At 59.2% G+C, this 12,818-nt stretch carries 13 protein-coding genes; all 13 read left to right on the top strand.

The annotated features are described in order from the left end of the window. Position 1: 1 nt before the first annotated feature. The 13 genes from LAN64_15240 to LAN64_15180 all read left to right on the top strand — a co-directional run bounded on the left by LAN64_15240 (position 2) and on the right by LAN64_15180 (position 12,636). Complete coding sequence (locus tag LAN64_15240) at positions 2-1,717, top strand: acetyl-CoA carboxylase carboxyltransferase subunit alpha (GenBank protein MBZ5569192.1); 1,716 nt, start codon at positions 2-4, stop codon at positions 1,715-1,717. 26 nt (positions 1,718-1,743) lie between these two features. Beyond that, a complete protein-coding gene (locus LAN64_15235) occupies positions 1,744-2,232 on the top strand; it encodes an acetyl-CoA carboxylase biotin carboxyl carrier protein (GenBank protein MBZ5569191.1) in 489 nt (162 codons plus the stop codon). 49 nt (positions 2,233-2,281) lie between these two features. Further along, on the top strand, positions 2,282-3,673 hold the full coding sequence (gene accC / locus LAN64_15230) for an acetyl-CoA carboxylase biotin carboxylase subunit (protein MBZ5569190.1): 1,392 nt from the start codon (positions 2,282-2,284) through the stop codon (positions 3,671-3,673). Next, positions 3,670-4,266 (top strand): GAF domain-containing protein, encoded by a 597-nt coding sequence (locus LAN64_15225; GenBank protein ID MBZ5569189.1) that lies wholly within the window; start codon positions 3,670-3,672, stop codon positions 4,264-4,266. Before accC ends, LAN64_15225 begins: the two co-directional genes overlap by 4 nt. A 38-nt stretch (positions 4,267-4,304) precedes the next feature. Then, entirely contained in the window at positions 4,305-4,658 is a 354-nt protein-coding gene (locus tag LAN64_15220; protein MBZ5569188.1) for a TcmI family type II polyketide cyclase, read from the top strand. A gap of 93 nt (positions 4,659-4,751) precedes the next feature. Next, positions 4,752-6,083, top strand: coding sequence for a TolC family protein (locus tag LAN64_15215; protein ID MBZ5569187.1), 1,332 nt, complete (start codon positions 4,752-4,754; stop codon positions 6,081-6,083). A 46-nt stretch (positions 6,084-6,129) separates the two neighbouring features. Continuing rightward, positions 6,130-7,224: an efflux RND transporter periplasmic adaptor subunit gene (locus LAN64_15210; GenBank protein ID MBZ5569186.1), complete on the top strand. Its 1,095-nt coding sequence runs from the start codon at positions 6,130-6,132 to the stop codon at positions 7,222-7,224. Between the two features lie 23 nt (positions 7,225-7,247). Then, positions 7,248-8,201 (top strand): ABC transporter ATP-binding protein, encoded by a 954-nt coding sequence (locus tag LAN64_15205; protein ID MBZ5569185.1) that lies wholly within the window; start codon positions 7,248-7,250, stop codon positions 8,199-8,201. Beyond that, a complete protein-coding gene (locus LAN64_15200; protein ID MBZ5569184.1) occupies positions 8,201-9,148 on the top strand; it encodes an ABC transporter ATP-binding protein in 948 nt (315 codons plus the stop codon). Before LAN64_15205 ends, LAN64_15200 begins: the two co-directional genes overlap by 1 nt. Positions 9,149-9,153: 5 nt before the next feature. Further along, positions 9,154-10,287 (top strand): ABC transporter permease, encoded by a 1,134-nt coding sequence (locus LAN64_15195; protein ID MBZ5569183.1) that lies wholly within the window; start codon positions 9,154-9,156, stop codon positions 10,285-10,287. A 9-nt stretch (positions 10,288-10,296) separates the two neighbouring features. Then, complete coding sequence (locus tag LAN64_15190; GenBank protein MBZ5569182.1) at positions 10,297-11,430, top strand: ABC transporter permease; 1,134 nt, start codon at positions 10,297-10,299, stop codon at positions 11,428-11,430. Between the two features lie 79 nt (positions 11,431-11,509). Beyond that, a complete protein-coding gene (locus tag LAN64_15185) occupies positions 11,510-12,082 on the top strand; it encodes a cytochrome b/b6 domain-containing protein (GenBank protein MBZ5569181.1) in 573 nt (190 codons plus the stop codon). Positions 12,083-12,171: 89 nt separating this feature from the next. Further along, positions 12,172-12,636 carry a hypothetical protein gene (locus tag LAN64_15180; GenBank protein ID MBZ5569180.1) on the top strand — a complete coding sequence of 155 codons (465 nt, stop codon included), beginning with the start codon at positions 12,172-12,174 and terminating at the stop codon, positions 12,634-12,636. The last annotated feature ends 182 nt before the right edge of the window (positions 12,637-12,818 follow it).

Raw genomic sequence — 12,818 nt, 5'->3', positions numbered from 1 at the left:
CATGGCCGCACAACCGCGACCGATAGCCGCACCCACGGAGTTCGCAGCTCGGCTTGCTTCGATTCCCGCCGACCGTTGGGTGAAGTGCAGTCACTGCAGCGCGTTCATTTACTGCAAACGGCTCCAGAAGAACCTGAAGGTATGTCCGGAGTGCAATTTTCACTTTCGCTTGAGCGCTCGCGAACGCATTCGCTTTTTGCTTGACCCGGGATCGTTCCAGGAACGCGGCTCTGATCTGGTCTCCACCGATCCGTTGCAATTCAATGATTCGATCCCATATCTGGACCGGATGGCGGAGAGCCGCCGCAAGTCGGGCGAGCGAGAAGCGGCGATCTACGGCGCCGGTGCCATTGGCGGTTATCCCATCGTCATCTGCGCCTTGGACTTCACCTTCATGGGTGGAAGCATGGGTGGGGTGGTGGGAGAGAAGGTGAGCCGGGCGCTTGAGTTGGGCGTCGAGACCCACACGCCGGTGCTGGTGTGTTCTGCCTCCGGTGGTGCCCGTATGCAGGAGGGCACGATCTCCTTGATGCAGATGGCCAAGACCTCGGCGGCCATCGCCAAGCTCGGCGAGTCGGGAGTGCCGTTTCTTTCCTTGCTCTCCGACCCGACCTACGGGGGCGTGAGCGCCTCTTTTGCCACTCTCGGCGACGTCATCATCGCGGAGCCGAAAGCCCATATCGGATTCGCCGGCCCGCAAGTCATCGAGCAGACCATCCGCCAGAAATTGCCCGAAGGTTTTCAAACGGCGGAGTTCCTGATGGAAAAGGGCCAGATCGACATGGTCGTTCCGCGCGCCGAGTTGCCCTCCGTCCTTAAGAAGCTTCTCGCATATCACGTTCAGCCGCAGGTGCCGACCGCGATCTCCACTCCGGCCAGTGCCGCCTCAAGCCAGCCGGCTCCAGCCCGCTCGGTGTGGGAATGCGTTCAGCTTGCCCGACATCCCGACCGGCCGAATCTCTACGAATATATCGGCGCGCTGTTTGACAGCTTTACCGAGCTGCGCGGGGATCGTCACCTTCGGGATGACCCGTCGATTGTGGGGGGGCTTGCCTTGTTGGAAGGCCGGCCGGTGATGGTGGTTGGACACCAGAAAGGACGCGGGACCAAACAGAGCATCGAGCGCAATTTCGGGATGCCGCACCCCGAGGGCTACTGGAAGGCATTGCGCCTGATGCAGTACGCGGGGCGCGTGCAGTTGCCGATTCTGACCTTCATCGATACGCCGGGCGCCTATCCGGGTTTGCAGGCGGAGGAACGCAACCAAAGCGAAGCCATTGCCCGCAACCTGCTGGTCATGGCCCGTCTGCCGGTGCCCATCATCTGCACGGTCATCGGAGAAGGTGGGAGCGGTGGGGCGCTCGCCATCGGCGTTGGGAACCGCGTGCTGATGCTGGAGAATGCCATCTACTCGGTGATCAGTCCCGAGGGATGCGCCACCATTCTTTTCAAGGATGCGGCCCGCGCTCCACGCGCCGCCGAGGCCTCCCGCCTCACCGCCCGTGAGTTGTTGAAGCTTGGCGTTGCCGACGAGTTGGTGCCCGAGCCGGCCGAGGGCGCGCACACGGATCTTGCCCGGGCTGCCGCGGCCCTGCAGGAAGCGCTGAAGAGGAATCTGGATGCTTTGGCAAAGCTGAGCGGGCGCGAACTGATTGATCAGCGCTATGCGCGGTTCCGCGGGTTCGGGTCGTTTACCGAGGGTGTGCAGCAGAAGTGAAGACGCAAACATCAAGAGAGCCAACCATGGATGCCAGCAAAAAAGAAGGCGGAAACGGGTCCCCTGCCGACGGAATTCGCCTCGCGTTGAAAGAGGCAAAAGATCTGGCTCATTCCCTGGAAGGAACGGGAACGACGCGCCTGCTCGTCAAAGCCGGCGACCTTCAGATCGAGATCCAGCGCGAAGTGGTAGCCGTAGCGGCATTGCCGGCGGCGGTGTCTGCTGGCGCCAGTCAGGCGCCGTCGATGGCTGCCGGCACCGTGCCTATCGTCTCGCCGCTAGTCGGCGTTTTCTACCGGGCCGGATCGCCCGGGGCCAAGCCCCTGGTGCAAGTCGGCGATACGGTTGAGCGCGGCCAGAAAGTGGCCATCATCGAAGCCATGAAAGTGATGAACGATGTGACCAGCGATTGCCGCGGTGTGGTGGTCGAAATTCTGGTCGAGGACGCCACTCCGGTCACCTACGAACAGCGGCTCATGCTCGTTGATACCAGTGGCGGAGCTGCAAAGACTTAGCCACCAATTACCGGTCCTTGCGTTAGGGCCAGTTTCGCAAAGGTGCTTTGTGTTCAAGAAGATCCTTATTTGTAATCGCGGCGAGATTGCCCTGCGGATTAACCGAACCTGCCGGGACATGGGGATCAAGACTGTCCAGATCTACTCCAAGGCGGACGCGGATTCCAGGCCGGTGGAGTTGGCGGACGAAGCGGTACTGATCGGGCCAGCCCCTTCCAGCCGCAGCTATCTCCACATCCCCTCCATTATTCATGCCTGCCTGATGACCGGAGCCGAGGCGGTTCACCCCGGCTACGGCTTTCTGTCGCAGGACACCTACTTCGCGGAAATCTGCCGCGATTCCGGGATCACCTTCATCGGACCCGCTCCGAATGTGATGGAGATGATGGGCGACAAATCGGGGGCGCGCAAGTTGATGACGGATGCAGGACTGCCGTTGCCCGGCGGTACCGAGACGCCCTTGGTGAACTACGACGAGGCCCGTCTGAGGGCAGAGCAGGTCGGCTATCCGGTGATTTTGAAAGCTTCGGCCGGCGGCGGCGGGCGCGGCATGCAAGTGGTGTGGAAGGGCTCCGAACTGGCCTCGGCCTTGGAGGATGTTCGCAACACCGCGCAAGCCGTATTCAAGGACAACCGGGTTTATCTCGAAAAGTTCATTCGCGATGCTCGCCACGTGGAAATTCAAGTCATGGGCGACCGTCACGGGAACGTCGTCTACCTGGGCGAACGGGATTGCTCCATTCAGCGCCGCCAGCAGAAGCTGATCGAGGAGTCTCCTTCTACCTACATCGATGACGGACTGCGCCGGCGAATCGGCGAAGCGGCGGTAGCTGGCGCCAAGGCGATCGGCTACGAGAGCGCCGGGACGATGGAGTTCCTAGTGGATTGCGATCGGAACTTCTACTTCATGGAGATGAACACCCGAATCCAGGTTGAGCATCCGGTGTCTGAAACCACTACCGGACTCGATATCGTCGAGCTCATGATCCGGGTCGCTGCCGGCGAACCGCTGCCCGTCAAACAGCACGACATTGTCCCGCGGGGGCATGCCATCGAGTGCCGGGTTAACGCCGAGGATCCTGCCAACAATTGGAAAGGCGCAAGCGGAACCCTGACTCGCTTTATTCCTCCCGGCGGACCCCGGGTGAGGGTGGAAACTCATGCCTACAGCGGCTATACCATTCCGCCGTACTACGATTCGCTCCTGGCAAAGGTTATCGTCCACGGCAAAGACCGGACGCAAGCCTTGGATGTCATGCAGCGGGCGCTGTCGGAATTTGCCTGTGAGGGCGTCAAGACAACCATTCCTTTCCATCTTGAACTGTTAGCTCATCCCGTGTTCCGCAGCGGGGACTATCACCTCGATTTCATTGAAAAGTACATGACGCCCCAGGGCACATTGATCGTGCCTGAGGATGCCGCCATGAGGAGATCAGCATGAATCAGGCCATCAGCGAGGTTGCGGCTCTCACCCACGATCTGGCGGAAGAACGGCGTATCCGCCGCGCCTTGGTCCAGTCCAGCGTGCAACTAAACTCCACCTTCAACCTTCCGAACCTGCTGCGCGCCATCATCGGTGCGGCCGCCGATCTGCTCGGCGCTGAGGCCGCTTCTCTCCTGTTGTATGACGAAGCCAGCCGCGAGCTTACCTTTGAGGTTGCCACGGGAGATTCCGAGGGAAGAATCAAGACCATGCGCATGCCTGCCGATACCGGCGTGGCAGGCTGGGTCCTGAAGAATAACAAACCCACCATCGTGGACGAGGCGCACACCGACCCGCGTTTCTCCGATGCCATCGACCGCTCGCTGGGGTTTGTTACTCGCTCTCTGCTGGCGGTTCCCTTGGACGTCCGCGACCGCGTGATCGGGGTGGTTGAGATGATCAACAAGAAGGCGGGAACCGGATTTACCGAGCGGGACCTCGACGTCGCTACCGCTTTTGCCGCCCAGGCGGCGGTCGCTATCGACAACGCGCACTTGTACAAGAAGCTTGCCGATACGGTTGTCGAATCGCGCATGAGCTATCGCTTGTAATCCCGGAGCGGGGAAGCGCTGGAGGGGGAGGTGCTGTGATGAGTAAGCGTGCTGTCATTGTGGCGCGTATCAAACCAGGCAGCGAGGAAAAGGTAGCCGCCATCTTCGCCGAGTCCGATGCCACCGACCTGCCGAAGCTGGCCGGGATTCGCCACCGTTGCTTATTTATCCTGGAGGATCTGTACATTCATTTCATTGAAACCAGCGAGGACGCTGGGGCCGCGGTCGACCACGTGCGCGACCACGATCTCTTTCGGGATATCAGCAAGAAGCTGGAGCCCTACATCACGCCCTACAACCCCGAAACCTGGCGTTCGCCGAAGGATGCCACCGCTCGCCAGTTTTACGAATGGAATGCAGAATGGTCGAAAACAACCGTTAACAGAACCTGAATCACATGGTACGCCTGGTTTGGACCAGTTGTCGGCCAGATTCACCACGCTACGGAGATTCGTGTCAATATGCGGTGTTCCTGGACAGTAACCATGATCTTGGCCGTTGGTGCGCTGCTGCGCACCCTTTCCGTAGCTTGGGCCCAGGAAGCACAGCCGCAAGGACCAACACAGCCCTACCGCCTGACTTTGAGAGAAGCCGTTCGACTTGGCTTGCAAGCAAACCTGAGCGTACTGGTGGCCGAAAGCAAGGTTAAGGAAGCGGCGGGCACACGGGAACGGCGGTTGGCCAATCTTCTTCCCAAGGCGCACGTAGATGCCTCGGACGTGTTTCAAAAGGTCAACCTGGCTACCAAAGGTCTTCACAGTCCTTTTATCGCGCCGATCGTCGGTCCTTTTAACTCGTACGATCTCCGGTTGTACGTCGACCAGCCTGTGTTGGATTTGCAGAGTTATCACGGGTGGAAGTCCGGCGAGGAAGGGGAACGAGCAGCCCGCCACGACTATCAATCGAGCCGCGATCTTGTAGTCCGCGCCATCGCTTCGCTCTACTTAGGTGCGCAATCGGCTGAAGCCTTGGTCCGGTCGGCGGAAACGCGCGTCAGCATTTCGCAGGCGCTCTTGAAGCTGGCGAACGACCAGCACGACTCCGGTGTGGCCACCGGGTTGGATGTGTTACGCGCCAAGGTGCAGCTTGCCAATGATCGGCAAACGTTGCTGAGCGCCCGCAACACGGCGCAGCAGAAGCTATTGGCCCTGGCACGCAATATCGGCCTAGACCTTGCAAAACCGCTGGTGTTGGCGGAAGCGCTGGCTTATGAACCGGTGCGGCCGCCAGACGTAGGAGAAAGTGTGAGCGCCGCATTAAGCCGCCGCTCCGACTACTTATCGCTGCTGCGGCAGCGCGACCAACAGGTCGAATTGCAAAAGGCGTCCCGGGCCAGGTCCTGGCCGAAGCTCTCGGTGAGCGGCAATTATGGAGGCAACGGGCGGACATTCCCCTCTACCGCCAGTACCGGCGCCTTTCAAGGAGTCTTGTCGGTGACAGTGTTCGACCGTGATCGCGAAGGAGAACGGGCGGAGATTGACGCTCGTCTGCAGCGCCTGAACAGCCAGATCGCAGACCTTCGGGCACAGATCGAGGAGGATATTCGCGAGGCTCTCCTCACCTTGGAATCGACCGGCGGCGAGGTGAAGGTGGCTGACGAAGGTCTGGATTTGTCGCAGCAGGAATTGGAGCTGGCGCGTGTCCGGTTTCAGGCTGGTGCTACCAACAACGTCGAGGTTGTTACGGCGCAGGAGAACCTTATCCGCGCGCAAGAGAACCAGGTCTCTGCCCTGACCCGATACGTCGATGCGAAGATCGCTTTGGCGAATGCCTTGGGCGCCACGGAAAAAGATTACGAGCGGTTCCTGGGACGATAGTCCCGTCTAGTATCAAACGCAGTAGTCGGTCCCTTTAGGTTCAAGTATGAAAAAGCTTGTTGCATTTCTTGTTTTGGCGGCGGTGGCCATCGCGGCGTGGTATTACCTGCCGGCCCGTTTCCGCAAGCAGCCGCCCAGTAACGTGCTGAAACTGTCGGGAAACGTCGAGGCCCACCAGAGCGATCTCAGCTTCAAGGTGCAGGGGCGGATCAGCGAACTGCCGGTGCAGGAAGGACAGTGGGTCGAGGCGGGCACCGTGCTGGCGCGGCTGGATGACGAAGACTACAAGCAGCAAGTTGCTACCGACGAAGCCAACATGCAGTTGAAAGACGCCCAACTGCAGCTCACCGAGGCGGGGTCGAGGCGATTCGACATCCAGGCTTCCCAGGAGAGCTTGGCCGATGCCGAGGCTGACCTGGAACTCAAGAAACTCGATGACAAGCGCAATCAGGAATTGTACGCAAAGGACGCAATCTCGGCCCAGGCCCGCGATATCTCCTCCACCAATCTCAAGCGTGCTCAGGCGGCTTACGAACGCGCGAAACAGATTTATGAGCAAGTGCGCGAGGGCAGCCGGAAAGAGCAAATCAGCATTGACCGGCAATCCGTCAAGCAATCTTTGGAAAACGTCCGCATGTCGAAAATCAAATTGGGTTACACCGTGCTGAGGGCGCCCAATTCGGGGGTGATTGTGACCCGTTCCGCCGAGTTGGGGGAAGTCGTAGGGCCGGGAACTCCCATCGTCACGCTGGCGGACCTGGATCACGTGTGGTTACGCGCCTACGTGAGTGAGACCGACTTAGGCAGAATTCGGTGGGGCCAGACCGCGCGGGTAACCACCGACACCTATCCCGGTAAAACCTACTCGGGCAAGGTGTCGTTCATTGCCCCTGATGCGGAGTTCACGCCTAAGAGCGTGCAAACTGCGGAGGAACGGGTGACGCTGGTCTACAGGATCAAGATTGACCTTTCCAATGAGAAGCATGAGTTGAAACCTGGTATGCCGGCGGACGCAGCCGTCGATTTGCTTGCTCCGGGCGCGGCCGCGAACGCCGAGAAGAGCGGCCCCGGTATCTCCGCGCAAGCGTCCGTGCAGCAGGAGGTCAGCAAAGGCTCCCACCGGCACAGCGAACGCAGGTAGTGAGCAACGAGGTTGGTTTGGCGATGGAGACTCAAGGCGAGCAAGGCGTAGCGGTTGAGGTGCGCGGCTTGGTCAAGCGCTTCCGCGATGTGTGCGCTGTCGATCATCTGAGCTTCTCCGTGAACCGCAGCGAAATCTTTGGCCTCGTGGGCCCAGACGGCGCAGGTAAGACTACGACCCTTCGCATGCTTGCGGCGGTGCTTACCCCGGATGAAGGCACGGCCACCGTGGCGGGGTTGGATGTCGTGCGCCACCCCGACGCCGCCAAGCAACTCGTCAGCTACATGCCGCAGCGCTTCGGGCTGTACGAAGAGCTGACCATCGACGAAAACATCCGATTCTATGCTGACATTTTCGGTGTCCCTTCCCGCGAGCGCAAGGAACGGGCCTCGCGACTGCTCGCAATTGCCGGCCTGGAACCGTTCCGCACCCGCCAGGCCGGCAGGCTTTCCGGAGGTATGAAACAGAAGCTGGGCTTGGTCTGCGCGCTGATCCACACTCCGAGAATCATTCTCCTGGATGAACCCACCAACGGTGTGGATCCCATTTCGCGTCGCGACTTTTGGAGCATTCTCTATTCCCTGGCCACCGAAGGTGTAACCGTTATCGCCTCCACCGCGTATCTGGACGAGGCCGAGCGCTGCCATCGTGTTGCGCTGCTCCACAAGGGAGGGCTGCTGTTCTGCGACACGCCTTCACAACTGAAGAAAAAATTGCCGGGCGATGTGGTGGCCGTAATTTCCACGGATGCCCGCCGGCTCCGCGGGGAGTTAGAGCATGCGGACGGCGTTTCCAGCCTGGTGCTGGTGGGTGACGGGGTCCATCTCTTGCTGGATGACGCGGAACGCCGCATACCCGAGTTGCGCAGCCGGCTGACCGCGGCCAAGCTCGCTTTTGATCACATTGTGAAGACCACACCCACGGTCGAGGACGTCATGGTCGCCGCCGTGGAGGGCAAGACGGGGAATGCGCGTTGATGAACGATAACGGCCAAGCCGTCATTGTGGAGAACCTGGTGAAGCGCTTTGGCAGCTTCGTGGCCGTGGACCACATTCGTTTTGAAGCCTATCGTGGCGAAATTTTTGGCTTCCTGGGTCCCAATGGCGCTGGCAAGTCCACCACCATTCGAATCCTGTGCGGGCTGCTTCGTCCGACCGAGGGAAAAGCCCTCGTGTCCGGCTTTGACGTAGCGACCCAGCCCGAAGCGGTGCGGCAGACGATCGGCTACATGTCCCAGAAATTCTCCTTGTATGACGAATTGACTGTGATTGAGAATCTCCGCTTTTTCGCCGGCATGTACTCCGTGGCGTCGCGCTCGGTTGCGGGGCGAATCCAGTGGGCTCTGGACATCTCTGGCCTGTCCGCGCGTACCACGGATCTGACCGGAGCTCTGCCCGGTGGATGGAAGCAACGGCTGTCGCTGGGCTGTGCCATGCTCCACTCTCCTTCGGTCCTGTTTCTGGATGAGCCAACCGCAGGCGTCGACCCCATCACCCGCCGCCAATTCTGGGACGTGATTCACGAACTGGCGGGACAGGGTACGACGGTATTCGTCACCACTCACTATATGGATGAGGCAGAGTACTGCAATCGCCTGGCGCTCATCGATCGCGGCAAGATCGTCGCTCTCGGCACCCCGGCTGAGCTGAAGCGAACCTGCATGCCGGGCGAACTCCTGTTAGTCCAGTGTGAACCCCTCGCGCCGGCCCTTGACGTGCTGCGGACGGCGCCCGGAGTTCTCGACGCGGCCGTTTTCGGCAACTCCCTGCACCTAATTGTGCCCAAGGCCGGTGAGTCCACCGCTCGGTTGCGCAGTCTCTTGGCGGAGCACGGCGTCGCCGTCGACAAGATGGAGCAGATTCAGCCCACCCTCGAAGACGTCTTTGTGTCGGTGGCCGGCCATAACGTCGAAAGGACCAACTAGGCCCTATGCGCGGTCACAGGATTCTCGCCATGGCTCGCAAGGAGATCATCCAGATCCTTCGCGACACTCGCAGTCTGGCGGTCGTGACCCTCATGCCGCCCATCATGATGCTGTTGTTTGGCTATGGTGTCAGTCTGGATACCAAGGAGATTCCGCTATACATCTTTGACCGTGAAGGCAGCCTGCAGAGCCATGAGTTAATCAAGCGCTTCGAATCCACCAAGTACTTCGACTTGGTGCAGACAGTTGATAACTACCCTGCCCTGTTGCGGGCCATTGATCAAGGGAGTTGCCGGATCGCGATCGTCATTCCTCCTGATTTCTCGGACAAGCTGAATGCTGGAGGCACGGTCGGAATTCAGGCACTGGTAGATGGGATTGACGACAATACCGCCAACCTGAGCTTCAGCTATAGCCAAACCGTGGTGCAGGGTTTCTCGTCGAGCGTGCAAGCGGACTGGGCACGGCGGGTCGGTGTGCCTGGACTGCAATACCCGCTCTTGCTGCAGCCGCGCGTCTGGTACAACCAGGACCTGGAGAGCCGCGCCTTCATCGCTCCCGGTGTGATTGCGCTGGTGATGGCAACGATCGGCACCTTCCTGACATCGCTGACCATCGCGCGCGAATGGGAGCGCGGCACGATGGAGCAACTGATCTCGACGCCCGTACAATCGTTGGAGATCATGCTGGGCAAGTTGGCGCCTTATTTTGTCATCAGTCTGGCGGACGCGGCGCTCTGCACGGCGATCGCCGTCTGGTGGTTCGGCGTGCCATTCCGTGGTCATTGGATTTCGCTGCTTGCCGGGTCCGCCATGTTCCTGCTGGTTGTCCTGGCGATGGGGTACTTCATTTCCGTCGTGGCCAAAACGCAACTGGCCGCCAGCCAGACCGCTTTGGTCACCACGTTTCTGCCGGCGTTCTTGCTGTCCGGGTTCATTTATCCCATTGACCAGATGCCGACTGCCGCGCGCGTGCTGACCTATGCCGTTCCCGCTCGATATTACGTGAGCATGCTCAAGAACCTGTTCTTGAAGGGCACCCCGCTGCACCTGCTGCGGGCCGATCTGCTAGGTCTCGCCATCTTCGTTACCGTGGTGGGTCTGTTGGCTACGCACTCATTTCATAAGACCCTGGATTGAGGTTCTACGATGTTGGCTCGCATTCGGGTGATGATCGTGAAGGAGTTCATACAGGTGATTCGCGACAAGCGCAGCCTGTTCCTTCTGCTCGCACCTCCCCTCATCCAACTGCTCATCCTTGGTTACGCCGTTAGCTTCGAAATTCGTCATGTTTCCACCGCCGTTCTGGACCAGGATAACAGTCCCGAGAGCCGCGATTTCGTTGCCCGCTTCACCGGGAGCCGGTACTTCGAGGTGAGCCATCGTTTGTCGGATCGCCATCAACTCGGGCAGGTAATTGCCGATGGCGAGGCGATGATCGGCATCCATATCCAAGCCGGTTTCGGCGCCCAAGTTCGCAAAGGAAAGATGGCGCCCGTGCAGGTGATCTTCGACGGCAGCAATTCCAATACGGCGCTCGTTGCCCTGGGATTCGTGACCCAGGTTGCCGACAACTTCGCCCGTGATTACCAGAACTCGAATCTCGAGCGCAGCATTCCATTGCTGTTTGCGCAAATGCCACGCGTGGAATTGCAGCGTCGGCCCTTGTTCAATGTAGACATGCAGAGCCGCTGGAACTTCATCCCGGGTGTGATCGGCATCTTGGCGCTCATTCAGGTGATCGTTCTGACCGCGTTTGCCGTGGTGCGGGAACGCGAGATCGGCACCCTCGAGCAGATCATGGTAACCCCGGTACGAAGCTGGGAATTCATCATCGGCAAGACTTTTCCTTTCTTCCTCATCGGTCTTGCGGACGGCGCGCTCATCGCGCTGTTTGGGACGTATTGGTTTGGCATTCCGTTTCGCGGCAGTGTAGGCGTCTTAACCCTGGGATTGGTGCTTTTTTTGTTTTGTGTGCTCGGTGCCGGCTTCTTCATATCCACGGTATCGAGGACGCAACAGCAAGCGCTGGTCTCGGCGTTCTTCTTTTACCAGCCGGCGATCATATTCTCGGGGTTTGGTTTTCCGATATCCAGCATGCCGCCGGTCCTGCAGTGGATCAGTTACCTGGATCCGTTGCGCTATTTCGAGATCGTGCTGCGCAGCGTTTATCTGAAGGGGGTCGGCGTGAGCGTGCTGTGGCCACAAATGGCGGCCATGGCGGTATTCGCTCCGGCGCTGTTTATGGCGAGCATCTGGCGGTTTCGCAAGTCGATTGATTAACTTGAATGCAAGTACGCCGCTACGCCGCTGCGAATAGGAGTCGCCTGCTGAGAGCTGACAGTGTGGTTCTGGTAACGATATGAGCCAATGGCCACAAACTTATAACTATGGCGCCCAGCTATTTCATTGGGCAAGCGCAGTGTTAGTTATAGGGATGATTCCTCTAGGTTTCCTCATGCAACAAGTCGAGGGGGCGGCAAAGCTTCCATTATATCGAGCTCACGCGCTTGCAGGTTCGCTTCTTTTGCTGCTGACGGTCGCACGGATCGCCTGGGTGCTGACGCACGACTCTCCCGAGCCTCTTCCGGTGTCACGCCTGCATTATCTCGGGATGAAGGGCATTCACATACTGCTTTATGCGGTCCTCCTCATCATGGCCGCGAGCGGTCTGGCCATGATGGCTCTTAGCAACCTTCCCGATGTGCTGAAGGGGGTCGCAACCACGTTCCCCGACCTGTCTAAGCTTGCCGCGCGCAAGCTGCATGGAGCGGGGGCACGCATGTACATTGCGCTTCTGGCCACCCATGTGGCAGGCGTCATCAGGTATCAATTCGCCGAGGGCGATATTTTTTCGCGGATGGGCATCACGCTGTTCGGCGGGCGTGTGTACCGTAAGGACAAAGAAAGTCGGGGAGCAACGACGCCAGTGTAGAGTTCGCACTTTGCGCTGCCTCCTACTGCGAACATGGAAGAACTACTCATTGCGTTTCCTGCGGCCATGAGTACGATTACAGGCCAACTATGACGTATCCGTACCTATCGATTGTCCTGACAATAGCTGTTTCGGTGTTGCCGTCGCTCTTTGCTTTGGAAATACGCGCAGCCTTGAAGAGAGGTGGAAGAAGCTTCGGTCGATTCGCTTTCACGATCGCCGAAGATCGGCTTGCGGTTCTGAACTCAGTCCGCGGGAATGCTTATGAATTCATACTTTGGTTGTGTTGGGAGTTGCGCCAGCCCTTATATGAAACGGCGATCCTGGTTTTACTTGTCTTCATGATCCGGCTGCGCGGAAGCGTTCTGTGGACCATTCCGGCATCGATCATGCTAGGTGGCTGGATTGGGACGCTTCTTCGTCTATACGGGATGATAGGGCGCTTGCGGGCGTATGAGAGTTCAAGAGCCAAACTGGAACGGCAAATCGCGAAATTCAAGGTTAGGAACACCGCAGTCGGCTCGCAGGCCATGGAAACGTCGACGCATCTCTGACCAGCCGTGGAGTGACATGTTATGATTCCGGAACTTCGGGGTGAGGATCGTATCCGAAAACAGCCGCCGAGCCTGAGAAGGCCTTTCTGCAATATCGCCGGGAAATTGAGCGTGGTTTCGTTACAGCAGCGCTGCCGTGCGAGTTGTCCGGCACGGCTGGAGACTGGAGAGGCCTTGCCGCG

Source organism: Terriglobia bacterium, assembly GCA_020073185.1.
Lineage (GTDB): Bacteria > Acidobacteriota > Terriglobia > Terriglobales > Acidobacteriaceae > JAIQGF01.
Note: the sequence above shows the minus strand (reverse complement) of the source record. Positions and strands in the feature narration are given on the sequence as shown.